This window comes from Sphingobium ummariense RL-3 (assembly GCF_000447205.1).
GTDB classification, from domain to species: Bacteria; Pseudomonadota; Alphaproteobacteria; order Sphingomonadales; family Sphingomonadaceae; genus Sphingobium; species Sphingobium ummariense.
Genome location: NZ_AUWY01000052.1, coordinates 1 through 22,285 on the forward strand (window position 1 = coordinate 1; position 22,285 = coordinate 22,285).

Annotated in this window: 22 protein-coding genes, 1 tRNA gene and 1 pseudogene; 9 read left to right on the forward strand and 15 right to left on the reverse strand. The window is 68.2% G+C overall.

The window, feature by feature from the left end:
• Positions 1 to 199: pseudogene (locus tag M529_RS31320) on the reverse strand (aminodeoxychorismate synthase component I); the annotation flags it as partial.
• Between the two features lie 90 nt (positions 200 to 289).
• On the opposite strand from M529_RS31320, the gene M529_RS31325 reads away from it, so the two are divergent.
• Positions 290 to 673 (forward strand): DUF983 domain-containing protein, encoded by a 384-nt coding sequence (locus M529_RS31325; RefSeq protein WP_031294670.1) that lies wholly within the window; start codon positions 290 to 292, stop codon positions 671 to 673.
• Between the two features lie 154 nt (positions 674 to 827).
• Here the strand turns inward: M529_RS31325 and M529_RS31330 are convergent, their stop codons facing one another.
• On the reverse strand, positions 828 to 1,265 hold the full coding sequence (locus tag M529_RS31330) for an acyl-CoA thioesterase (protein WP_021317206.1): 438 nt from the start codon (positions 1,263 to 1,265) through the stop codon (positions 828 to 830).
• Between the two features lie 246 nt (positions 1,266 to 1,511).
• Between M529_RS31330 and M529_RS31335 the strand changes: the two genes are divergently transcribed.
• From M529_RS31335 to M529_RS31350, 4 genes are all read left to right on the forward strand, one after another.
• Complete coding sequence (locus M529_RS31335; protein WP_021317207.1) at positions 1,512 to 3,827, forward strand: TonB-dependent receptor; 2,316 nt, start codon at positions 1,512 to 1,514, stop codon at positions 3,825 to 3,827.
• A gap of 59 nt (positions 3,828 to 3,886) precedes the next feature.
• Positions 3,887 to 5,227, forward strand: coding sequence for an alkaline phosphatase family protein (locus tag M529_RS31340; protein WP_021317208.1), 1,341 nt, complete (start codon positions 3,887 to 3,889; stop codon positions 5,225 to 5,227).
• A gap of 88 nt (positions 5,228 to 5,315) precedes the next feature.
• Entirely contained in the window at positions 5,316 to 6,557 is a 1,242-nt protein-coding gene (locus M529_RS31345; RefSeq protein ID WP_021317209.1) for a YceI family protein, read from the forward strand.
• An 84-nt stretch (positions 6,558 to 6,641) separates the two neighbouring features.
• The gene (locus M529_RS31350; RefSeq protein WP_021317210.1) at positions 6,642 to 7,742 is read left to right on the forward strand and encodes an AI-2E family transporter; all 1,101 of its coding nucleotides are present in this window, start codon (positions 6,642 to 6,644) and stop codon (positions 7,740 to 7,742) included.
• Positions 7,743 to 7,851: 109 nt separating this feature from the next.
• Here the strand turns inward: M529_RS31350 and M529_RS31355 are convergent, their stop codons facing one another.
• Both M529_RS31355 and M529_RS31360 read right to left on the reverse strand, forming a co-directional pair.
• A complete protein-coding gene (locus M529_RS31355; RefSeq protein WP_021317211.1) occupies positions 7,852 to 9,720 on the reverse strand; it encodes an ABC-F family ATP-binding cassette domain-containing protein in 1,869 nt (622 codons plus the stop codon).
• An 86-nt stretch (positions 9,721 to 9,806) separates the two neighbouring features.
• The gene (locus tag M529_RS31360) at positions 9,807 to 10,118 is read right to left on the reverse strand and encodes a hypothetical protein (RefSeq protein WP_021317212.1); all 312 of its coding nucleotides are present in this window, start codon (positions 10,116 to 10,118) and stop codon (positions 9,807 to 9,809) included.
• Between the two features lie 176 nt (positions 10,119 to 10,294).
• Here M529_RS31360 and M529_RS31365 point away from each other — a divergent pair, with 176 nt between their 5' ends.
• Entirely contained in the window at positions 10,295 to 10,810 is a 516-nt protein-coding gene (locus tag M529_RS31365) for a cupin domain-containing protein (protein WP_084490941.1), read from the forward strand.
• A 30-nt stretch (positions 10,811 to 10,840) separates the two neighbouring features.
• On the opposite strand, the gene M529_RS31370 is transcribed toward M529_RS31365, so the two are convergent.
• From M529_RS31370 to lptB, 5 genes are all read right to left on the reverse strand, one after another.
• Positions 10,841 to 10,916, reverse strand: a tRNA-Val gene (locus M529_RS31370).
• A gap of 85 nt (positions 10,917 to 11,001) precedes the next feature.
• Positions 11,002 to 12,003: a winged helix DNA-binding protein gene (locus M529_RS31375; protein WP_031294674.1), complete on the reverse strand. Its 1,002-nt coding sequence runs from the start codon at positions 12,001 to 12,003 to the stop codon at positions 11,002 to 11,004.
• A gap of 206 nt (positions 12,004 to 12,209) precedes the next feature.
• Positions 12,210 to 13,067, reverse strand: a complete 858-nt coding sequence (locus M529_RS31380; protein ID WP_021317215.1) for a D-amino-acid transaminase — start codon at positions 13,065 to 13,067, stop codon at positions 12,210 to 12,212.
• An 89-nt stretch (positions 13,068 to 13,156) separates the two neighbouring features.
• Positions 13,157 to 14,674, reverse strand: coding sequence for an RNA polymerase factor sigma-54 (gene rpoN, locus M529_RS31385; RefSeq protein ID WP_021317216.1), 1,518 nt, complete (start codon positions 14,672 to 14,674; stop codon positions 13,157 to 13,159).
• A 75-nt stretch (positions 14,675 to 14,749) separates the two neighbouring features.
• A complete protein-coding gene (gene lptB, locus M529_RS31390) occupies positions 14,750 to 15,550 on the reverse strand; it encodes an LPS export ABC transporter ATP-binding protein (RefSeq protein ID WP_021317217.1) in 801 nt (266 codons plus the stop codon).
• A 282-nt stretch (positions 15,551 to 15,832) separates the two neighbouring features.
• Between lptB and M529_RS31395 the strand changes: the two genes are divergently transcribed.
• From M529_RS31395 to M529_RS31405, 3 genes are read left to right on the forward strand one after another with little or no spacing between them, the layout of a single operon-like run.
• Complete coding sequence (locus tag M529_RS31395; protein WP_021317219.1) at positions 15,833 to 16,870, forward strand: mannose-1-phosphate guanylyltransferase; 1,038 nt, start codon at positions 15,833 to 15,835, stop codon at positions 16,868 to 16,870.
• Entirely contained in the window at positions 16,867 to 17,676 is an 810-nt protein-coding gene (locus tag M529_RS31400) for a class I mannose-6-phosphate isomerase (protein WP_021317220.1), read from the forward strand. The genes M529_RS31395 and M529_RS31400 overlap by 4 nt, the downstream gene beginning before the upstream one ends.
• 55 nt (positions 17,677 to 17,731) lie before the next feature.
• Positions 17,732 to 18,160: a TIGR01244 family sulfur transferase gene (locus M529_RS31405; RefSeq protein WP_021317221.1), complete on the forward strand. Its 429-nt coding sequence runs from the start codon at positions 17,732 to 17,734 to the stop codon at positions 18,158 to 18,160.
• 28 nt (positions 18,161 to 18,188) lie between these two features.
• Here the strand turns inward: M529_RS31405 and M529_RS31410 are convergent, their stop codons facing one another.
• The 6 genes from M529_RS31410 to M529_RS31435 form a co-directional block, all read right to left on the reverse strand.
• On the reverse strand, positions 18,189 to 18,578 hold the full coding sequence (locus M529_RS31410; protein WP_021317222.1) for a hypothetical protein: 390 nt from the start codon (positions 18,576 to 18,578) through the stop codon (positions 18,189 to 18,191).
• Positions 18,579 to 18,670: 92 nt separating this feature from the next.
• Positions 18,671 to 19,234, reverse strand: a complete 564-nt coding sequence (locus tag M529_RS31415) for a hypothetical protein (RefSeq protein ID WP_021317223.1) — start codon at positions 19,232 to 19,234, stop codon at positions 18,671 to 18,673.
• Positions 19,235 to 19,246: 12 nt separating this feature from the next.
• On the reverse strand, positions 19,247 to 19,801 hold the full coding sequence (locus tag M529_RS31420; protein WP_021317224.1) for a demethoxyubiquinone hydroxylase family protein: 555 nt from the start codon (positions 19,799 to 19,801) through the stop codon (positions 19,247 to 19,249).
• Positions 19,798 to 20,283, reverse strand: a complete 486-nt coding sequence (locus tag M529_RS31425; RefSeq protein WP_021317225.1) for a disulfide bond formation protein B — start codon at positions 20,281 to 20,283, stop codon at positions 19,798 to 19,800. The genes M529_RS31420 and M529_RS31425 overlap by 4 nt, the downstream gene beginning before the upstream one ends.
• 103 nt (positions 20,284 to 20,386) lie before the next feature.
• Positions 20,387 to 21,742, reverse strand: coding sequence for a S41 family peptidase (locus M529_RS31430; protein ID WP_021317226.1), 1,356 nt, complete (start codon positions 21,740 to 21,742; stop codon positions 20,387 to 20,389).
• A 130-nt stretch (positions 21,743 to 21,872) separates the two neighbouring features.
• Positions 21,873 to 22,285 (reverse strand): murein hydrolase activator EnvC family protein (locus M529_RS31435; RefSeq protein ID WP_021317227.1); only part of this gene is annotated, 413 nt, incomplete at its 5' end.

A 22,285-nucleotide genomic window follows, 5' to 3' on the forward strand; every position in this document is an offset into this window, starting at 1 on the left:
CCTCATAGGTCAGGTAGCCGGCCGCGTGCAGGCCCGCCTCGCGCGCGTCGGCGAGGCGATCGAGCGCCGGTTGCACCTCCTCCTGCCGCCAAGCGGCGACCACGTCCACCGGGTCGCGGTAAAGCCGGGCAGGAGCCGGCCCGCGATGCCGGGCGTCGTCGAACAGGCAGAAGGCTTCGTGGGGGCCGGGCAGACGCATGGCGTCCTCTTACCAGCCTTTGGGCCGCGCGAAAGGGCGATCAGCGCACAATCCGTTGCGTTGCGGCGTCCAACCGCCTAGCGCAGGGGCATGAGCGACCCCGCACCGGAGCAGAAGAGAGAGCGACCTTTCCGGCCTGCCGCGATGCTTGCCCTGCGCGGGCGCTGCCCGTCCTGCGGCGAGGGGCGGCTGTTCGCCGGCTTCCTGCGGCCGGTCCATGCCTGCGCCCAATGCGGCCAGCGATGGGATGTGCACCAGGCCGACGATTTCCCCTCCTATATCGTGATCCTGCTGCTGGGCCATATCCTGGTGCCGCTGATGATCGAGGTGAATGCGGCGCTGTCGATCCCGCTGGGATGGCAGGCGGCGATCTGGCCGGTCCTGGCGGTGATCCTGGCCGCGCTGTTGATCCAGCCCGTGAAGGGCGCCGTCATCGCCTTCCAATGGACGCGGCGGATGCACGGCTTCGCCTGACTCTCTCTTTGGCGGACGCGGCCGTTTGCCGATTCTGAAAATCTCTCACCCGTTCGCCCTGAGCTTGTCGAGGGGCTCATTTTTTCCTCTTCAGGAAGAAGAGAGAAAAGGCTTCGACAGGCTCGGCCCGAGCGGGGATGAATGGATTTCCGCGCTATTGCGGCTGGCGGATGAAGTTCATCTCCATCGCCTCGCGCAGCGTCTCGTCGATGGTGCGGCGGCCCTCCGCCCCGTGGGTGACGACCGTCGTGTCGCAGGTCGCGACGCACACGCCCTTCTGGAATCCCGCCGAGCTGATCGTCCAGCTGGTGCGGCCGATATGGCCGATGGCGCAGCGGACCTCGAACGGATAGGGGAAATGCGCTTCCTCGATGAAGTTGAGGGACACCGCGGCGACCAGCCAGCGCACGCCCTGTTCCTGCGGATGCCGGCCGAGATGATGGTGGAAGCGGATGCGTGCGGTTTCGAAAATGCCCGATATCGCCACATTGTTGATATGGCCCATCGTGTCGACGTCCTGGAAGCGGGTATCGATGCTGGTGGTGAAGCGATAGGCTTCCGGATCGAAGCGCCAGGCGTCGGGTTTGGCCATATGTCCTGTTCCGCTGATGAGGTTCGATACGCCTCTTAGTCTTCGCCGGCACGGATGCAAATCGCCCCGTGAAATATCGGCACAGTGCGGCCTTTATGACACAGAAATGGCAGGCTTGATGCCCTTCTATCAATCATGACGGGCCTGTCACGAACCTGTCTTCATACTGTCAACGCAACCACATTGCAGTGCAACATAGCAGGCCTAGAGGCGCCCCCAACGAGACCAATGTCCAAAGGGGAACCCATGCGCTTCACCATTGCCAGCCTGCTTGCGTCCACGATCCTGGCCGCGACGCCCGCCTTCGCCCAGGATGCGGCACCCGTCGCCGACGCAGCCGCCGCCGAGGGCGAGATCGTCGTGTTCGGCCGGGGCGAAACCCGGCAGGTGCAGGAACTTCAGGCGAAGGACATCCTGACGCTGACGCCGGGCACCAATGCGCTCAAGGCGATCGAGAAGCTGCCGAGCGTCAACTTCCAGTCGGCCGACCCCTTCGGCAATTATGAATGGTCGCAGCGCGTCACCATCCGCAGCTTCAACCAGAACCAGCTCGGCTTCACCTTTGACGGCATTCCGCTGGGCGACATGAGCTATGGCAACCATAACGGCCTGCATATCACCCGCGCGATCAGTTCCGAGAATATCGGCAGCGTGCGCGTCAGCCAGGGCGCCGGCTCGCTCGGCACCCAGTCGACCGGCAATCTGGGCGGCACGGTCGAGACCTTCTCCGCCGATCCGGCCGACTATCTGAGCGGCGGTTCGCTGGGCGCGCAGGGCAACCTGACCTATGGCAGCAACGAGACGTGGCGCGCCTTCGGCCGCCTGGCGCTGGGCACGCGCGACGGTATCCGCGGCTATGTATCCTACGGCTACGGCTCGACCGACAAGTACAAGGGCACCGGCACGCAGGACCAGCATATGGGCAATGCGAAGGTCGTGATCCCGGTCGGCGAGGCCACGGTCGACGGCTGGCTCAGCTATTCCGACCGGCGCGAGCAGGACTATCAGGACATGTCGATGGGCATGATCCGCCGCCTGGGCTGGGACTGGGACAACACCTATCCCGATTATGCCCGCGCGATCGACTATGCCAGCCGCCTGAACGACGTCGACAAGGTCAGCAACAGCGGCGGGTCGCCCTTCCCCGACGGCCGTTTCGACTATAGCGGCGCGCCGGTCGCGGGCGGGCAGGTCTATCCCGGCAACGTCACCAGCGCCGACGACGCCTATTATGACGCGGCGGGCCTGCGCAAGGACTGGCTGGGCGCGGTCGGCGTCTCCACCCCGATCGGCGAGAAGGCCAGCGCGAAGCTGAAGGTCTATTACCACAATAACGAGGGCATGGGCCTGTGGGCGACGCCCTATACGCCGAGCCCCAACGGCGTGCCGATGTCGGTGCGCACCACCGAATATCAGATGGACCGGATCGGCGCCTTCGGCAGCGTGGACTTCGCGCTGGGCATCCAGAACTTCAGCGTCGGCGCCTGGTACGAGAACAACAAGTTCAACCAGGCCCGCCGCTTCTACGCCTTCGCCAGCCGGACCGAGCCGGGCCTGTCGTTCCGCGACTATCCCAAGAACCCCTTCGCGACCCAGTGGGAGTTCGACTTCACCACCGACACGCTGCAATATTATGTGCAGGACAAGATCGACCTGGGCATGGTGACGATCAACCTGGGCTGGAAGGGCTTCAAGGTCGACAACAAGGCCGAATCCATCGTGTCGTCGACCTTCCCGGAGGGCAAGATCAAGGTCGAGGACTGGTTCCAGCCGCATGCCGGCTTCGCGGTCGAGCTGACCCCGGAAATGGAAGTCTTCGGCGGCTTCACCCAGGTGACCCGCGCCTTCGCCAGCGCCACCACGACCGGTCCCTTCTCGACCAGCCAGGCGGGCTTCGACGCGATCAAGGACGACCTGAAGCCGGAGGCGTCCGACACCTACGAGCTCGGCCTGCGCTACAACACCCCGCGCTTCAACGGCGTGCTCGGCGCCTATCTGGTGAACTTCCGCAACCGCCTGCTGGCGGTGCAGGTGGGCAGCCCGATCCAGGGCCTCGCCTCGGCGCTCCAGAATGTCGGCGGCGTGCGCTCCGTCGGCGTGGAAGCGGCGGGCACCCTGAAGATCGGCCGCGCCTTCAGCCTCTACGGCTCCTACAGCTACACCGACGCGACCTATCGCGACGACGTGCTGAACAGCTCGGACGGCACGCTGGTGGCGGCGATCAAGGACAAGACCGTGGTCGACAGCCCCAAGCACATGGCGCGCGGCGAGCTGAACTATGACGACGGCCAGCGCTTCTTCCGCGTCGGCGTCAACTACATGTCGCGCCGCTACTACAGCTATACCAACGACGTGTCGGTGCCGGGCCGGGTGCTGGTCGATGCCAGCGTCGGCTACCGCTTCACCGACAAGATCGAGGTGCAGCTCAATGCCACCAACCTGTTCGACAAGCGCTATGTCGGCACGATCGGATCGGGCGGCTTCGGCAACAGCGGCGACGCGCAGACGCTGCTGGTGGGCGCGCCGCAGCAGTTCTTCGCGACGCTGAAGGCTGGGTTCTGACCATATGAACCGGCCGTCCCCCGCGCCCCCGCGGGACGGCCGGTGCCGGGGATGATTGCATGAAGAAGACCGCGTTTCTCGCCCTTGCCATGGCAAGCTGCGTGCCGACGGCGGCACTGGCCGAGCCGGTGCTGCTGATCTCCATCGACGGGCTGCGGCCCGGCGACGTGCTGGAGGCGCAGAAACGCGGCCTTTCGCTTCCCAACCTGCGGCGCTTCGTGACGGAGGGGACTCATGCCTCCGGCGTCACCGGAGTGCTACCGACGCTGACCTATCCCAGCCACACCACGCTGATGACCGGCGTGGCGCCGGCGCGGCACGGGATCGTCAGTAACAACAGCTTCGATCCGATGCAGATCAACCAGGGCGGCTGGTACTGGTATGCGCAGGACGTCAAGGTGCCGACGCTATGGCAGGCGGCGGCAAAGGCCGGGCTTTCCACCGGCAACATCCACTGGCCGGTCAGCGTGGCGGCGAAGGGCGTGACCTGGAACCTGCCGCAGATCTGGCGCACAGGCCATGCCGACGACGCGCTGCTGCTCGACGCGCTGGCGACGCCGGGCCTGAAGGCCGATCTGGAAAAGGCGGTCGGCCAGCCCTATGCGATGGGGATCGACGAAAGCCTGGCAGGGGACGAGAATCGCGGCCGCTTCGCCGGCGCGCTGATCGCGGCGCACAAGCCCGATTTCCTGACCGTCTACCTCACCGCGCTCGACCATGAGCAGCATGCCCAAGGGCCGGACACGCCCGAGGCCCATGCGGTGCTGGAAAGGATCGACGCGATCGTCGGCTGGCTGGTCGCGGCCGAGCGACAGGCGCACCCCGACGCCGTCATCGCCGTGGTCAGCGACCACGGGTTCGAGGCGACCAACCGCTTCGTCAGCTTCTTCCGCGCCTTCATCGACGCCGGGCTGATCGCGGTGGACAAGGGCGGCAAGGTGACCAGCTGGGACGCGATGCCCTGGATTTCCGGCGGGTCGGCGGCGATCGTGCTGGCGCGGCCGGAGGACAAGGCGCTGGCCGCGCGCGTCAAGGCCGTACTGGACCGCATGGCCGCCGATCCCGCCAACGGCATCGACCGGATCGCCGACCGGGCCGAGATCGCGCGGATGGAGGGCAATCCCGACGCGACCTATTATGTGAACCTCAAGCCCGGGGTGGTGACGGATGTCTTCCGGGGCGCGGGTACGCCGCTCAACGGACCGGCGCCGGTCAAGGGCATGCACGGCTATTTCCCCGGCCCGGCGCATCTGCAGGCGACCTTCCTGCTGATGGGCAAGGGCGTGCCGGCCGGCAAGGACCTGGGCCAGATCGACATGCGCGCCATCGCGCCGACGCTGGCGAAGATCATGGGCGCGACGCTGCCGGACGCGGAGGCCGCGGCGATCGACCTGCGCTGAGGCGCAACGGATCGTTTCGCGCGGGGATGATGGACTCCGTTTCGCGCCCGGCATAACGTCCCGGCTTTCTCTGCCCGAAGGACCGCCCATGCCGCAGCGCTACAGCCAGGCCGCCATCTTTCTGCACTGGATCATAGCCGCCCTGCTGGCCTTCCAGATCAGCGTCGGATGGGCGCTGGAGGATCTGGGCGCGCGCGGCTTTGCCCTGTTTCAGCTGCACAAGTCGATCGGCATCTCCATCCTGGTGCTGACCCTGCTGCGGATCGCGGTCCGCACCTGGAAGCCGCGCCCGCCCAAGCTGGAAGGCGGCTGGCAGGGCACGCTGGCCCAGGCGGTGCACGCGGGGCTCTATGTCTTCATGCTGGGCGCGCCGCTGACCGGCTGGGCGCTGGTATCGACCGCGAAGGTCAAGGTGCCGACGCTGATCTTCGGCACCATCCCGCTGCCGCACCTGCCCCTGCCGATGGCCAGTCAGGAAGTGGCCGAGGGCGCGCATGGACTGCTGGCCTGGATCGGCATCGCCCTGTTCCTGCTGCACGTCGCGGGCGCGCTGCGGCACCATCTGCTGATCAAGGACGGCTTGCTGTGGCGGATGATGCCGGCGCGCTCGCCGCTGCTGCTGTTCGTCCTGCCCGCGCTGATCCTGGTCGGGCTGGTGCTGGGCAAGGCGATCCTTCCCGCGCCCGCCCCGGCCCCTGCCGAAGCCGCCGCACCCGCCGTCGCGAACGAGGCCGAGGCCGAGAATAGGACGGAAGCCGTGCCGGAGAATGCGGCGGACGCTCCGGCGAATGTCGCGGCCGTTGCCGACAACGCCACGGAAGCCGAAGTTCCCGCCGGCCCGCCACCGGTCTGGACGGTGCAGCCGGGCGGGCGGATCGGCTTTTCGGTCGGCAACAGCGGCGAGACGATCAGCGGCAGCTTCGCCAAATGGACCGCGAAGATCGCGATGGACCCCGACCATCCCGAGACGGCCGACATCGCCGTGACCATCGACCTCGCGAGCGCGAGCGTCGGCGACGCCTACAAGGACGGGATGCTGGGCGGCGACGAATTCTTCGGGGTCGCGGCGCACCCGACCGCCACCTTCACCGCGAAGGGGGCGGAAAAGACCGGCCCCAACAGCTATCGCGCCGCCGGCACGCTGGCGCTGAAGGGTGTCAGCAAGCCGCAGACGATCCGCTTCACCCTGTCGGACGCCGGCAAGAGCCGCAAGGTCAGCGGATCGGCCAGCATCACGCGCGCCGCCTTCGACGTCGGCAATGGCGAAAGCAGCGGCGGGCTCGATCCGAAGGTGGTGGTGACGTTCGGCTTCAGCGCGAAGGCACAGTAGCTTGAAGCACCCGGCGGTCTCCGTCGGTGCGGGGCCTTGTCAGGGCCAGTGGATCGGCGTCCCGCTTTCTGGCAAGGCACGGGCATGACGCACGAGACTCAGGGCAGCGGGCAGATGGAAGACGGGGTCTTCGTCGTGCTCGTCATCATCATCTCGCTGGCCTTCGCGCTGGTGGTCGAGCCGTTCTTCGGCGCGATCCTGTGGGCGATCATCGCCGCCATCCTGTTCATGCCGCTCAACAAGTGGATGCTGGCCGCGCTGGGCGGGCGGAAAAGCGGCGCGGCGCTGCTGACGCTGCTGGTGATCATCGCGCTGGTCATCATCCCGTCCATCCTGCTGGCGGGCGCGCTGATCCAGGAAGCGACGGTCGTCTACGGCAAGCTCCAGTCGGGGCAGATCAACATCGCGCGCATGTTCGCCGATTTCCAGTCGAGCCTGCCGGACTGGGCCTCGCGCGGGCTGCGGCGGCTGGGCATCACCAATTTCAACGCGGCGCAACGAATGCTCACCACCGGCATCACCGCCAGCTTCCGCACCCTGGCGGCGCAGGCCTTCCAGATCGGGCAGAGCGCCTTCGGCTTCTTCATGGCGCTGGGCGTCATGCTCTACCTCGCCTTCTTCCTGCTGCGCGACGGCGAAAGGCTGGTCGAGCGGATCGAGGGCGCGGCGCCGTTGCGGGCGCATCACCGGCGCGCGCTGGTGCGGCAGTTCGTCGTCGTGGTGCGCGCGACCATCAAGGGCAGCGTGGTGGTGGCGATCGTCCAGGGGATCATCGGCGGCTTCGCCTTCTGGGCGCTGGGCATACCCGGCGCGTTGCTGTGGGGCGTGCTGATGGGCTTCTTCTCGCTGATCCCGGCGATCGGCACTGGGCTGGTCTGGGTGCCCGTCTCCATCTACCTGATCGCCACCGGATCGACGACGCAGGGCCTGATCCTGGCCTTCACCGGCTTCTTCATCATCAGCATGGTGGACAATGTCCTTCGCCCGATCCTGGTCGGGCGGGACACGCGCATTCCCGACTATGTCGTGCTGATCACCACCCTGGGCGGGCTGGAGCTGTTCGGCTTCAACGGCATCGTCATCGGGCCGGTGATCGCGGCGCTGTTCATCGCGACGTGGAACATCGTCGCCAATATGCGCGCGCCGGGCGGGATCGAAGGGCCGCTGACCGGCACGGGGGAATAAGAGAGACCACCGTTCGGGCTGAGCCTGTCGAAGCCCTACTCTTCTTCTGAGCGCCACAGAAAAGGACAGCCCTTCGACAAGCTCAGGGCGAACGGAGGCTGGCGCCTGCCTACAGCGCCTCCAGCTCCGCGCTCGCCTCCATCCACGCTTCCTCCGCCGCCTGCAGCTTCTGCTCGACCGCGGCGCGCTTCACCATCAGTTCGGTCATGGTCATCTTCGCCTCCGCGCCGGTTGCGGCCTTGGGATCGAACAGGGCCTGGTCGATCCGGCTGCGCTCGGCGCCGAGCGTCTGCATCTCCTTCTCCGCCTTCGATACGGCGGCCTTGAGCGCCTTCTGCTTTTCGCGCCATTCGGCGGCGTTGCGCTTTTCCGCCTTGCGGTCGGATTTCGGCGCGTCACCGCCGCTGCCGCCCCCGTCGGCCTTGCGCAGGACGATGTCGGTATAGTCGTCCAGGCTGCCGTCGAAGGGATGGGCCGTGCCGCCGTCGACCAGCACCAGCCGGTCGGCGACCAGCTCGATCATGTGGCGGTCGTGGGACACGATCACCACCGCGCCCGAATAATCGTTCAATGCCTGGACCAGCGCCTCGCGGCTGTCGACGTCGAGGTGGTTGGTCGGCTCGTCGAGGATCAGCAGGTGCGGCGCATCGCGGGTGATGAGCGCGAGCGCCAGCCGCGCCCGCTCGCCGCCCGACATGCTGCCGACCTTCTGCGTCGCGCGCTCGCCGGAAAAGCCGAAGCGGCCCAGCTGCGCGCGGACGGCGCCGGGCGTCGCGCCCTTCATGACGCGGGTCATATGCTCCAGCGGCGTGTCGGTGACGTCCAGCTCCTCCACCTGATACTGGGTGAAATAGCCGACGTTCATCTTGGCCGAGCTTTGCATCGAGCCTTCCATCGGCGCCAGCTGGGCGGCGATCAGGCGGGCGAGCGTCGTCTTGCCGTTGCCGTTGCGGCCGAGCAGCGCCAGCCGGTCGTCGGGATCGATGCGCAGGTTGACGCGGCGCAGGACCGGGGTTTCGCCATAGCCGACCGCCGCCATGTCCATGGTGATGAGCGGCGGACGCAGCTCGGGCGGGCTAGGGAAGCCGAAATGCAGGGTCGGGTCCTCGATCGCGGCGGCGATGGGCTGCATCTTGGCCAGCGCCTTGGCGCGCGACTGGGCCTGCTTGGCGGTCGAGGCGCGCGCGGAGTTGCGCGCGACATAGTCCTGCAGCTTCTCGCGCTCCGCCTGCTGCTTGGCACGGGCGGCCTCCTGCTGGGCGAGGCGCTCGGCCCGCTGGCGCTCGAACGCGTCATAGCCGCCGGGATAGAGCGTCACCTTCCCGCCTTCGAGGTGGAGGATATAGTCCACCACATTGTTGAGCAGGTCGCGCTCATGGCTGATGACCACCACGGTGCCGCGATAGGCCTTCAGGAAATTCTCCAGCCACAGCGTCGCCTCGAGGTCGAGATGGTTCGATGGCTCGTCGAGCAGCAGCAGCTCGGGCTCCGAGAAGAGCAGTGCGGCGAGCGCCACGCGCATCTTCCAGCCGCCCGAATAGCTGTCGAGCGGCCGCCCCTGCATCTCCTCGTCGAAGCCGAGGCCGACCAGGATGCGGGCGGCACGCGCCGGAGCCGTATAGGCGTCGATCGCGGTCAGCCGCTCGTAGATATGGCCCAGGCGATCGGGGTCCTCGGTATGCTCCGCCTCCGCCATCAGCGCGGCGCGTTCCTTGTCGGCTTCCAGCACGGTGTCGAAGGGGGTGGCGGTGCCCGACGGCGCCTCCTGCGCGATATAGCCCAGGCGCGTGTCGCGCGGCATGTCGCAGCTGCCCTCGTCCGGGTCGAGCTGGCCGATCATCACCTTCATCAGCGTCGACTTGCCCGCGCCGTTGCGGCCGATCAGGCCGACGCGGCTGCGCGGCGGCAGCGCCGCGGTCGCGCGGTCGAGGATGGTGCGCCCGCCCAGGCGCACGGTGATGGCGTTCAGGTTCAGCATGGCGGCGCCTCTAGCACGGGTGTGCCGGGGGGTGAAGGCGGGAGGCGCCGTCGATTCAGGAGGGGGCGGAGCCTCCCCCCCAGGGCTCAGAGGCTTTGACGCTGGGAGGCCTTGCCGATCCGACAGGCTTGTCGCAGCGGCACATCCGCCTCGTCGCGCATCTGGACGATGGAGTGCCACCATTCCTGGGCAGGTGGTCCGAGCTTCGTGACGAGCTGCCGCCGGCCCACGGCTTGCCAGCCCTTCTCGCTCCGCACGAACTGCCAGAGCGCATTGCACTGGAGCGGGACGAGTTCGAACATCGCGGGCGGACCGCCGGACGCGGGGGTGGAGATGGAACGAAGCTGCGCCGGCACGTCACGGGCGGATCCGTCGGGAAAACCAACCTGGATCAGCATGGCTGCCGACGCTTTTTCAACGCATCTCTCATGACGGTGTAAACGCACCACAAGGCTATGAGTTCATTAAAAGAATGCGGGGTCCGGCATGGGTGTGCGGCGGCGGGCATTCACGGGGCGATTGCGGTGTCGGGGGAGGCTGTGCCATCGTGCCGTGCAGCGCTGGGAGAGATGCGATGAATGATGTCATGAAGGGCCTTGCACTGATCCCGGCGGCGATGCTGCTCGCTTTGTCGGGGGCGGTTCCCGGCGCGGTGGCGCAAACGGCCGGGGCGGACTCCAATGCGGCCAGGGACTTCGCAAGCGGCGCGGAAGTCAGGGGCCAGGTCTCCGCGATGCTCGCCGAGATGAAGCCGGATCAGGGCTTCATGTGGCGGCCGCTGGTCCGCGACGGCAAGACCGTGGCGGCGATCGAGATCTGGAAGAAGCCGGGCCGCCCCGCCGTCCACCCTGCCGACGCGGAATATGCGATCGTGCTGGAAGGCGCGGGCACGCTGGTTTCGGGCGGCACCATGGCCGATGCGGAAGCCCGGCGGGCCGATCTGGTGGAAGGCAGCCGGATCGAGAACGGCAAGAGCCGGACGCTGGGACCGGGGGACGTGATCCTGATCCCGGCCGGCGTGCCGCACTGGTTCGGGATCACCGGCGAGCGTCTGGTCCTGCTGGGTATCAAGCTGCCCAAGGCGGACTGAGAACCGGTTTCGGTTGCGTCCGGTCTTTAATGGTGGGCGGTGACGGGCTCGAACCGCCGACATTCTCGGTGTAAGCGAGACGCTCTACCAACTGAGCTAACCGCCCGGTGCCGTGGGCGAGGCCCTTCGTCCGGAGGGCGTCTATTGCGGGCAATCGGGCCGCCGGTCAAGCCGCGATTCGGGCGGTCCGGTCAGGCGCAGCGATAGCGGCGGCTGGCGCCGAACCAGCGGGTGAGGCCGTGGGCGGCTTCCTCCGTCAGGGAGATGAAGACCCTGCGGCCGTCGCGCGGATCGTTCTGCCGTTCGACCAAGCCCTGCTCCGTCAGCGTGCGGATCCAGCGCAGGGCCGTGGTGGGCGGCACCGCAGCGGCGATGCACAGGCTGGAGACCGACACCCGCTCATGCTCCAGCCGGGCGGCGAGCAGGTCGAGCATCATGTCCCATGCCGGATCGGCGAACAGGTCGCCGGGCAGGAAGTCGGCACGCATCCGCCGGGCGCGCAGCAGGTCGCGCACCTGGCCGGGGCTGACGTGCACGGGCTCCTCCGCCCGCGCCTCGCCGCTGCCGATGGGCGACAGCGCAGGCATGCCCGCATAGTCGCCCGATCGATCCGAGATGCGCGGTCCTGCATCGAAGGAGGGGGGCGCGGCGCGGGACCGCCGGGTCAGGGCCTCGATTGTGCGGGCGAGGCGACTGACCTCCTCGCTCAGCTGCTGCAGGCGCGCGCCGTCGCTGTCCTTGTCGCGGTCGTGCACGGTGCGATTCGCCCGTGCCTGCTCCGCGGCGGTCACCAGCGCCGCCACCAGGTCGGCGCGATCCGGCCGGCACAGCAGCTGCGCACGCTGGCCATGGACGCAGGCATAGGCGAGGTCCAGATCCTCCAGGTCGGCGACGACGATCAGCGGCATGGCGCGCTGATCCGCCAGCCGGTCCAGCGCGACCAGCTGCGCGGCAAGGTCGGGCGTTGCGGCGGTGCAGAACAGCAGCACATCCCCCGCCAGCGGCGCGTCGAAGCGGGCGGCGACCTGCATCGGCGCGACCGTGTCCAGCCATCGCAGCCCTGCCGCCTCGATCGCGGCTTCCAGCGCATAGGGGGCCGTCCCGTTCGCCACCACCACCAGGCCAGCGCCGTCCTGTCCGGCGACCGCAAGCGTGCTCCGCGCCGGGGCGGCATAGGAGAAATCCTCTATCATCGACATGCTCCCTGTGCTGCGTTTGTTCTGGTGAATAAAGCAAGAACAGACAGGAGTATTCCCATTTTTTCTCTGATCCGGATGGTTTGCGGCGGCACCGGCGCCAGAAGGCGCGCCGGCGCCCGGCGAGCGGGACCGAAATGGCCGGAGATCGCACCGGATCGACACCATGCCGACGCAATCCTGGCGATCACTCCATTATGGAGTCAATCCCGCGCCGCGCTCTTCCGGGCGAAGTCGATATAGAGCGCGCGCATCCGCATCGCGACCGGGCCGGGCGTGCCGTCGCCGATCGGCCGGCCGTCGATCCGCACGACCGACTGGCAGAGCGTCGATGCGCTGGTGATGAAGGCCTCGCTGGCCGCCAGCGCTTCATCCACCGTGAAGGGGCGGCGGATCACTCTCAGGCCGCTTTCCTCCGCCAGCGCGGTCAGCGCCGCACCGGTACAGCCGGCGAGCACCGCCTGCGAATAGGGGCGGGTGACGATCCCTTCGCCGGTCACGATGAAGGCGGTGGAGGACGCGCCTTCGGTGACGAAGCCGTCCTCGACCATCCAGGCTTCCTGCGCGCCCGCCTCCCGCGCGGCCTGCTTCGCCATCGCCTGGGCGAGCAGCATCACGCTCTTGATGTCGCGCCGCTTCCATCGGATATCCGGCACCGTCGCGACGGCGATGCCGGTGCGGACGGCGGGCACGTCGAGGAAAGGCTTCGCCTGCACGAACATGACCAGCGTGGGCACGATCCCCGGCGAGGGCAGGAATTCGCGCGTCGCATCGGCGCCGCGGGTGAGCTGGAGATAGACCAGCCCTTCGCCGAGGCCATTGCGGGCGATCAGTTCCTGCTGCACCGCCTCCACCTCCGCGAGGGGGATGGGAAGCGTGATGCCGATCTCCCGCGCGGAACGCTCCAGCCGGGCGAGGTGGGATGCTCTGTCGACCAGATGGCCATCGATCACAGCCGCGACCTCGTAGATGCCGTCGGCGAACAGGAAGCCGCGATCGAGCACCGAGACATGGGCTTGGTCGAGCGGCAGGTAGCGGCCGTTCAGATAGGCGACGGACATGGAGGAGGCGGTTCCCTGACAAAGCGATCGGCGCCAGATGTCGCCGGGCCGCTTCCCGCCGTCAACAAAATCCGTTCAGACCAGTTCGCTCAGGCGGCGCGGCCCTGCAGCGCCTTCTGCCGCCGCCGCTGGACCGACGAGCCGATCCCCATCGATTCGCGATATTTGGCGACGGTGCGGCGGGCGATGTCCATGCCCTTGGCGCGCAGCAGGTCGACCAGCGTGTCGTCGGAGAGGATCGCGTGCGGCTCTTCCGCGGATATCAGCGCCTTGATGTGGCTCTTGACCGCCTCGGCCGACACCGCGCCGTCGCCGTCGGAGGCCGCAACGCCGCTGGAGAAGAAATATTTGAGCTCGTACAGCCCCCGCGCGCAGGACAGATATTTGTTGGACGTGACGCGGCTGACGGTCGATTCGTGCATCTCGATTGCGTCCGCCACCGCCTTGAGCGTCATGGGCTTGAGATGCGCGACGCCGTGGCGGAAAAAGGCCTCCTGCTGCTTCACGATCTCGCTCGCGACCTTGATGATCGTCTTCTGCCGCTGGTCGAGCGCCTTCACCAGCCAGTTGGCGCTGGCGAGGCAGTCGGCCAGCCAGGCCTTCGATGCCTTGTCCTGGGCGCCGCCGGCCAGCTCGACATAATAGCTGCGGTTGATCAGCACGCGCGGCAGGGTGGCGCCGTTGACCTCTATGCTCCAGCCCGCTGCGGTCTTGCGAACGAACAGGTCGGGCGTCACGGGCGCCGCCCGATCGGTGGAGAAGCGCAGGCCGGGCTTGGGATCATAGCCGCGCAGCTCGCGGATCATGTCCGCCATGTCCTCCTCGTCCACGCCGCAGATGCGCCGCAGCTGGGGCAGGGCGCCCTTGGCGAGCAGGTCGAGATTGGCGAGCAGGCGCTGGATGCAGGGATCGTAGCGATCCGCCTCTTTCGCCTGCAGCGCCAGGCATTCGGCGAGCGAGCGGGCGCCGACACCGGTCGGATCGAAGCCCTGGATCACCCCGAGCACGCGCTCCACGTCGAACAGCGGCACCCCCAGGCCATGGGCGGTCTGGAGCAGGTTCGCCTCCAGATAGCCCGCCTCGTCGATCTGGCCGATCAGCTGGGTCGCGATGAGGAGGTCCATGCCCGACAGGCGCGCCCGGGCCTGGTCCATCAGATGCTCGTAAAGCCCGGTCTCGGGATTGGCGAAGCTGTCGAAATCCACCGCCTCGCCGCTGCCCCCGGCAAGGTCCATGCCGCCCGACCCGGCGCCGGTCGCCGATGCCGTCATCCGATCGCCCGGCCCGTCGTCGATGAAGGTTTCCGCGCCATAATCGACGTCGAGCGGTGCGTCCGCCTCACCCATGCCCTGGCCGATCAGCGAATCGGCGGCGCCCGCCTGGGCGGGGAGCGCCGGCGCCTCGACCTCGCGGTCGATGCCGTCCGGTGCGGCGAAGCCGTCGTCGTCGCCGCCGCTTTCGAGCAGCGGGTTCTTCTCCAGCTCCCCGGCGACGAAGGCCTCTATCTCCAGGTTGCTGAGCGCCAGCAGCTTGATCGCCTGCTGGAGCTGCGGCGTCATCACCAGCGACTGGCTCTGCCGCAGGTCGAGGCGGGGCCCGAGCGCCATCAGCCGTGTCCCGTCCCGTCAGGACCGGAAGAGCCTGCCCCATGGGAGGCGGAGGGAGTGGCGGCCCGGATCATGTCACAACGAGAAATTCTCGCCCAGATAGAGGCGGCGCACATCGGCATTGGCGACCAGTTCGATCGGGCTGCCGGCAAAGAGCACCTGACCGCTGTAGATGATGCAGGCCCGGTCGACGATCTCCAGCGTTTCGCGCACATTATGGTCGGTGATGAGCACGCCGATGCCGCGATTCTTGAGGTCCTTCACCAGATCGCGGATGTCGGCGATCGACAGCGGGTCGATGCCGGCGAAAGGCTCGTCCAGCAGGACGATGGAGGGATTGGCCGCCAGCGCCCGCGCGATCTCGCAGCGCCGGCGTTCGCCGCCCGACAGCGCCATGGCCGACGAATCGCGCAGCCGGACAAGGCCGAATTCATCGAGCAGCTGTTCCAGCCGCGCGTCGCGCGCGTCGCGATCGGGCTCGGCCAGTTCCAGCACCGCGCCGATATTCTGCGCCACCGTCAGGCCGCGGAAGATGGAGGTTTCCTGCGGCAGATAGCCCAGGCCCAGGATCGCGCGGCGGTACATGGGCAGGTGGGTGATGTCCTGTCGGTCGAGCACGATCCGGCCATGATCGGGCCGCACCAGTCCCATGACCGAATAGAAGCAGGTCGTCTTGCCCGCGCCGTTCGGGCCGAGCAGGCCGACCACCTCGCCCTTGCCCACGGTCAGCGACACGTCGGTGAGCACCGGGCGCTTGTCATAGCTCTTGGCGATCGAGATGACCGACAGCCCCTCGCCCACTTCCTGCGGGATCACGGGCCTTGGCTGTCCCGCGCCTTCCGGCCCTGCCCTGTCCTGGATCGTCACGTCGTCCATCCGTTCATCCTTGCGCCGCCGCGCGGACGCCGCCGCCGGCAATTGGCAAGCTTTGTGCATGGGATACTCGCCGGAGCAAGGAGAAAATGGCCGGCGCCATCCGACATGCGGCGGACGGCATCGGATGCGGTGAGCGCCCGCGGCGGGAGATTTTGTCGGTCGACAAGCGGAACCATTGTTTTTAGGGATAAAGCGAGCAGCCAAGCCAAGCGGGGGGAGGGGGCCCCGTCCAGGTCCGGACCAAAGCCCGGGCCGCGTTCGATCAAGGTCAGGGGACGTTCATTGCAGAAGATTACTCCGGTCATCCTGTGCGGCGGCAGCGGCACGCGGCTCTGGCCGCGCAGTCGCGTGACCAAGCCCAAGCCGTTCCTGCCCCTGGTCGGCGACAATACCCTGTTCGAAGCGACCGTGTTGCGCTGCGCCGATCCCGGCCATTTCGCCGCGCCGATCGTCGTCACCGGCGCCAAATATGCAGGCTATGTCGAAGGGCAGCTGGGCAGCGGCAGCGACGCGACGGTGATCGTCGAGCCGGCGGCGCGCAACACCGCCGCGGCGATCGCCTGCGCCGCGCTGCGCCTGCCCGCCGATGCGATCATGCTGGTCTGCCCCAGCGACCACCATATCGCGGGCAGCGAGGTGTTCCGCCAGGCGGCGCTCGCCGCCGCCGCGCTCGCCGCGGACGACTGGCTGGTGTCCATCGCCATCGAGGCCAAGGCGCCGGAAACCGGATTCGGCTATCTGCAACGCGGCGCGCGGATCGCCGACCGCGGCTATCGGGTCGACCGGTTCGTCGAGAAGCCGGACCTGGAGCGGGCGAAGGGCTTCCTTGCCTCCGGCGACTATTATTGGAACGGGGGCATCTTCGCCTTCCGCGCCGGGCTGTTCCTGGAGGAGCTGACGCGCCACCGCCCTGCCCTGGCAGCGGCGGCGCGCGCGGCGATGGAGGCGGGTCATGCCGATGGCCGCCGTTTCCATCCTGATCCCGAACAGTTCGCCCGGATCGAGAGCGAGAGCGTCGATTACGCGGTGATGGAGAACACCGCGCGTGCCGCGATGGTGCCGGCCGACATGGGATGGTCCGACATCGGCAACTGGCAGGCGCTGCACGCCGCGCGTGGCCGTGACGAGCGCGGTAACCACGCGACCGGCCGGGCGGAACTGGTCGACTGTCGCAATGTGCTGGTCGACACGGATGGACCGCGCGTGTCGGTGATCGGCCTGGACGACGTCATCGTCATCGTCGACCAAGGCGAGATCCTGGTTACCAGCGCCAAGCGGGCGCAGGAAGTGGGCAAGCTGTCGGGGGCGGTCAACCAGTGATCCTGCCCACCCGCGCGGTCGAAAAGCCGTGGGGGCGCGAGCGCCTTCCCGCACCCTTTGCGGGGGCGGAAGGCAAGCGGATCGGCGAGATCTGGTTCGAGCCGCCCGAGGCGATGCCCGACCTGCTCGTCAAATATATCTTCACCAGCGAGAAGCTGTCGGTGCAGGTGCATCCGTCCGACGCGCAGACCCTGGCGGCTGGGCTTGGCCGGCAGGGAAAGACCGAATGCTGGCTGGTGCTGGACGCGGAGCCGGGCGCGACGCTCGGCATCGGTTTTTCCGAGCCGGTCGATGCGCCCGCCATGCGGCAGGCGGCGATCGACGGCAGCATCGAGGAAATGCTGGCGTGGCACCCGGTAAAAGCCGGTGACTTCTTCTACATCCCCGCCAATACCGTGCATGCGATCGGTGCGGGCATCGCGCTGGTCGAGGTGCAGCAGAACAGCGATATCACCTACCGACTCTACGACTATGGCAGACCCCGGCCGCTGCATCTGGACGAAGGGATCGCGGTCGCGAGCGGGGAGCGCTATCCCGACCGGCTGCACCGGACGATCGCGGAGCAGGGCAAGATCGTCCTCGCTGGGGAGGCGCCCTTCCGGCTCGTCCGCTTCGACGGCCCGCTCGGCGAAGAGGCCGGTTGCGGCTTCGGGCAGGGACCGCTGCTGGTCCTGCCCTTGGCCGGGAGCGTGGCCGTCATGGGCGAATCGATCGCGCCGGGTGCCTGCGCGCTCGCGCCCGCGCTCGCCTTGCTGGCGATCGACGAGGGAGCACGGGGACTGATCGCGCAGCCGATCGCCGCCTGACCCCCTTGAAAGCCGCGCTGTCCCGGCGCATGGCGGAGCGCGAAGGAGAAGCCGCATGTTCCGTCCGCTGACCGACCAGATCCTCGTTTCGCCCCAGATCAGCCTGGCCGATGTCGAGCAGGCGAAGGCATTGGGCGTGACGATGATCCTCAACAACCGCCCCGATGACGAGGAGCCGGGCCAGGTCAATGGCGCGGCGATCGAGGCGGCGGCGCGCGAGGCCGGGATCGGCTATGCGGCGGTGCCCGTGGCGCATGGCGGCTTCGCGCCCTGGCAGCTCGACGGCATGGCGGCCGCGATCGCGCAGGCGGGTGAAGGGAAGCTTCTCGCCTATTGCCGTTCGGGCACGCGCAGCACGCTGCTGTGGGCGCTGACCCGGGCGCGCGCCGGCGACCGGCCGGATTCCATCGCGGATCAGGCGGCGGCGGCCGGCTATGACGTGACGCCCGTCCGGCAGATCATGGACGCGCTCGCAGCAGGCTGAAGGAAGGCTCGGGCAGGGGCGGAGCCGCTTAGGGCTCGCCCTTCGATTGCTGCATGCGCCGTTCGGCGAACCATTGTTCCAGCATCTTCGCGGTGCAGCCGGTGAAGCCGCCGCTGCCGATCGCCGAACAGCTGCCGGGCAAGTTTTGCCGCTGCGTCTGCTCCATGGTGGCGACCTGGCTGCCCCAGCCCCGGCCGCCCGCGACGGCTGGCTTCTCCCGCAGCTTCTTCGGGATGCGATAGCGTTCCGATTCGGGACGGCGCGCGCACACGACGATCTCGTCGCCCTCGCCGGTGGGGCAGGGATCGTCGCCGAAGACCACGAGGTTGGTGATCCGCTGCGGCGGCTCGGCCTGCGCGGCAGGGACGAGCATCGTGCCGGACAACAGGGCCAGCGGGATCAGGACAGGCAGACGCATCGCAATTTCCTCAATTCGCCCCTGTCACCCGCCGCCGCGCCGCCCGTTGCGCGCCGGCCATTTCCCAAGACGCCACGGGGCGCCCCGTGCCGTCAGGGCTGCGGCGGCGTGCCGCTTACGGGTTGCTGCGCGCCCTCGGCCTTTTCTTCCTCGACGACACGCGCCTCGATCGCCTTGCTGTCCGCGTCGATGGTCGACAGCCGCTTGGCGCGCTCCGCCTCCACCAGATCCTTCCAGCTCGCATTGTCCGCCGCCTGCCGTTCCAGCTTGGCGAGGCGGGACAGCTCGGCGAAGCATCCGGTCGCGCCGCCGCCGCCGACGGGCGAGCAGCTTTCGGTGCCGGTGCGGCCGACATATTCCAGCGACCTCACCCGCTCGCCCCAGGCCTGGTGGCTGGGCTGGTTCGGATCGCCCCGCAGCGGCTCGGGAATGCGATAGCGCTCCTCCTCGCCCTTGCGCGCGCACACGACGATGTCGCCGCTCCCGCTCTGCGGGCAGGGATCATCGCCATAGACGATCACCAGATTGACCCGTTCCGACCCCGGCGTCGCGGCCGGCGCCTGCTCAGCCGGCTGGGTAGGGCCCTGTTGCGCCAAGGCGGCGGGCGCGGCCATGCCGGTCATCAGCAGGGCGGCGATCAGCGACGGCTTCCACATGGCAGATTCCTTTCAGATGCGCTTCGACAGCGCGATGGCGGCGCGGCAGCCCAGCCGGATGGCGCCCGAGAGAAGCGGATAGGCCGGGGCCTGCTCCGCGCCATGGGCGATGGCGGCGTCGCGATGCTCGACTTCCTCCGCCTGAAAATCCCTGATCGCCCCCGCCAGTTCCGGATCGTCCTCGCCCAGCACCTCAAGCTGCTCCGCATAGTGGCGGTCGATCTCGGTTTCGATCGCGGCGGTGCAGGCCATGGCGGCCTTTGGCCCCATCGCCGCCGTCACCGCACCCAGCGCGAAGCCCGCGACGTTCCACAGCGGCGTCAGGGCGGTCGGCCGCACGCCGCGCTCCACGATCATCGCGTCGAACGCCTTGCGGTGCCGTTCCTCCTGCGCCGCCATGCCGGCGATGATCCGCGCATTGGGATGGCGATCGCCCATCACGGCCAGCTGCCCGGCATAGATGCGGGTGGCGCCGAACTCGCCCGCCTGGTCGACGCGCAGCATCGACGCGCGGGCGGTGTCCGTCACCCTGCGGCCGGGCCGGGGAAAATCCTTCGATGCGCTCACCGCCTGCGTCCTTTGCCTGCCAGCAGCCCCAAGATGGCGAGCGCCGCGCCCACCGACAAGAGGCCGTTATAGCCCGCCAGCGATATGCCGAAGAGGCTCCAGGGCGCGACGTCGCAGCGCGTGATCGGCGTCGCCATGATCTGCGTCAATATGTCGGCGGTGCTGCCGCCCGTGGGCGTGGTGGAGCAGGTGGTCAGCCCCGGCCACCAGCCATATTCGACGCCCGCGTGGAACAGGCCGATGCCGCCGCTGATGCCGATCGCGATGGCGGCGAGCGCGGTGAACAGCGCGCTGGTCCGGGCATTGCCCTTCGCCGCGAATGCCAGCAGCGCCAGCGGGATCGCCGCCATGTGCGGATAGCGCTGCCACCAGCACATTTCGCAGGGATGCAGGCCGCCGATATATTGCGAGGCATAGGCGCCGCCGAGCAGCAGCACGGGGGTGGCGAGCGCGAGGAGGCGGGCGAGGGGAAGGTTGCTCATGCCGCTCGCTTAAACCTTCCCAAAGCTGTCGTCATGCTGAACCTGGGGTCGCGAAGAAGGTCCCTCCTTCGTTCCGGGCCGGAAATAGAAGGAAGGGCGAGAATCAGCGCGCGCCCGGCTTCCGGCCGCCCGACGGCGGCGCCAGCGCCACCACGCCACCGGGCTTGCCGGCGAGGCGCGTCAGCGTCTTGAGCGCATAGTCGAGCTGGAAGTCGTCAATGCCCTTCTTCTTCAGATCCTCGGCGCTGGCGGTGAAGCGCGGATCATCCTTGCTGTCCTCTTCCAGCGCGGCGTTGTCGGTCTTGATCTCGTTGATCAGATGGCGGCGCAGGTCGCTTTCGCGGAACTTGGGCCGCGACTTGTAGTCGGGATCGGACAGCTGCGGCACCTTGATGTCCGGCTCGATCCCGCCTTCCTGCACCGACCGGCCCGACGGCGTATAGTAGCGCGCCGTGGTGAGCTTGAGCGCCGTGGTGCTGCTGAGCGGCAGCATGGTCTGGACGCTGCCCTTGCCGAAGCTGCGTTCGCCCATCACCAGGGCGCGATGCTGGTCCTGCAGGGCGCCCGCGACGATCTCCGACGCGGAGGCGGAGCCCGAATCGACCAGCACGATCACCGGCAGGCCCTTCGCGTCGTCGCCGGGCTTGGCGTAATAGCGTTCCACATCGCCCTTCTGCCGGCCGCGCTGCGACACGATCTCGCCGCGCTCCAGGAAGGCGTCGCTGACCGACACCGCCTCGTCCAGCAGGCCGCCGGGGTTGGAGCGCAGATCGAGCACATAGCCGGTCGGCTTGTGGCCCAGGCTCTTGTCGATGCTGCGGATCGCCTGGCGCACGTCGGCCCCGGTATTGGCCGAGAAGCTGACGATGTTGATGATGCCGATATTGTTCTTCACTTCCCACTTCACCGGCTTCAGCTCGATGATCTCGCGGGTCAGGGTCGTCTCGATCGGCTTGTCGCGGCCGGGCCGCACGACCGTCAGCTTGACGGCGGTGCCGGGCGCGCCCTTCATCTTGTCGACCGCCTCGTCCAGCGTGCCGCCATAGATCAGGTCGCCGTTGATATGGGTGATATAGTCGCCGGCCTTGATGCCGGCGCGCCAGGCGGGCGTGTCCTCCATCGGCGCGATCACCTTGACCGCGCCATCCTCCTGCGTGACGGAGAGGCCGAGGCCGCCATAGCTACCCTCGGTCTGGGTGCGCAGGTTCGCGAAGTCGCGGGCGTCGAGGAAGCTGCTGTGCGGGTCGAGGCTGGCGAGCATGCCGTCGATCGCGCCCTTGATCAGCTTTTCGTCGTCGACCTTCTCGACATAGTCGCTGCGGACCTTCTGGAACACGTCCATGAACTCGTCGAGCGCCTTGTAGCTCGATGCCTCCCCGTCGGCGAGCGCCGCGGTGGTGGCGGGAATGAGCGCAAGCGCCCCGAGCGCAAGCGCGCCCTGGAGGAAGGAGGATTTCATGGCTGTCCCTGGGATTCGCATCAATGGTCCAATATAGGGCGATTCGCCGCGCAACGCAAAAGCGCCGATCGACGAGGGGCGTCCGGGGTCGACGGGCGTCGGGTGGGTGCTGCCGGACGGCGCCGCTTCCTCATCCCAGTCCCGCCAGCGGCACGATGTCCACGGGGCGGCCGTTGCGGCGGAGTTCCACGGTGATGGTGGGGCGGCCCGTCCCGGCGATGCCGACGGGGTCGCCCTGGCGCACGGATTCGCCGACCTGCGCGGTCAGGCGGTGGAGGCCGGTGATCAGCGTGGTCCAGCCCTGGCCATGGTCGATGATGAGGATCTGGCCATAGCCTCGATAGGGGCCGGCGAAGGCGATCCGCCCGGCGGTGGGCGCCACTGCCTGCGCGCCGCTTTGGGTGGCGATGGAAAGGCCGCGCGAGCGCACGCCGCTTTCGTTGACCTCGCCCATGCCGGTGACGAGCTGGCCCACGACCGGCAGGCGATAGGGCGGCGGGCCGTCCGGCGCGCTCGCCCGTTCCGGGGCCGGCATGCCCGCCT

Bases quoted from the DNA above. Each gene is read 5' to 3' on its own strand.
- M529_RS31325 (WP_031294670.1), top strand. From the start codon at position 290: ATGAGCGACCCCGCACCGGAGCAGAAGAGAGAGCGACCTTTCCGGCCT.
- M529_RS31330 (WP_021317206.1), bottom strand. From the start codon at position 1,265: ATGGCCAAACCCGACGCCTGGCGCTTCGATCCGGAAGCCTATCGCTTC.
- M529_RS31335 (WP_021317207.1), top strand. From the start codon at position 1,512: ATGCGCTTCACCATTGCCAGCCTGCTTGCGTCCACGATCCTGGCCGCG.
- M529_RS31340 (WP_021317208.1), top strand. From the start codon at position 3,887: ATGAAGAAGACCGCGTTTCTCGCCCTTGCCATGGCAAGCTGCGTGCCG.
- M529_RS31345 (WP_021317209.1), top strand. From the start codon at position 5,316: ATGCCGCAGCGCTACAGCCAGGCCGCCATCTTTCTGCACTGGATCATA.
- M529_RS31350 (WP_021317210.1), top strand. From the start codon at position 6,642: ATGACGCACGAGACTCAGGGCAGCGGGCAGATGGAAGACGGGGTCTTC.
- M529_RS31355 (WP_021317211.1), bottom strand. From the start codon at position 9,720: ATGCTGAACCTGAACGCCATCACCGTGCGCCTGGGCGGGCGCACCATC.
- M529_RS31360 (WP_021317212.1), bottom strand. From the start codon at position 10,118: ATGCTGATCCAGGTTGGTTTTCCCGACGGATCCGCCCGTGACGTGCCG.
- M529_RS31365 (WP_084490941.1), top strand. From the start codon at position 10,295: ATGAATGATGTCATGAAGGGCCTTGCACTGATCCCGGCGGCGATGCTG.
- M529_RS31375 (WP_031294674.1), bottom strand. From the start codon at position 12,003: ATGATAGAGGATTTCTCCTATGCCGCCCCGGCGCGGAGCACGCTTGCG.
- M529_RS31380 (WP_021317215.1), bottom strand. From the start codon at position 13,067: ATGTCCGTCGCCTATCTGAACGGCCGCTACCTGCCGCTCGACCAAGCC.
- rpoN (WP_021317216.1), bottom strand. From the start codon at position 14,674: ATGGCGCTCGGGCCCCGCCTCGACCTGCGGCAGAGCCAGTCGCTGGTG.
- lptB (WP_021317217.1), bottom strand. From the start codon at position 15,550: ATGGACGACGTGACGATCCAGGACAGGGCAGGGCCGGAAGGCGCGGGA.
- M529_RS31405 (WP_021317221.1), top strand. From the start codon at position 17,732: ATGTTCCGTCCGCTGACCGACCAGATCCTCGTTTCGCCCCAGATCAGC.
- M529_RS31410 (WP_021317222.1), bottom strand. From the start codon at position 18,578: ATGCGTCTGCCTGTCCTGATCCCGCTGGCCCTGTTGTCCGGCACGATG.
- M529_RS31415 (WP_021317223.1), bottom strand. From the start codon at position 19,234: ATGTGGAAGCCGTCGCTGATCGCCGCCCTGCTGATGACCGGCATGGCC.
- M529_RS31425 (WP_021317225.1), bottom strand. From the start codon at position 20,283: ATGAGCAACCTTCCCCTCGCCCGCCTCCTCGCGCTCGCCACCCCCGTG.
- M529_RS31430 (WP_021317226.1), bottom strand. From the start codon at position 21,742: ATGAAATCCTCCTTCCTCCAGGGCGCGCTTGCGCTCGGGGCGCTTGCG.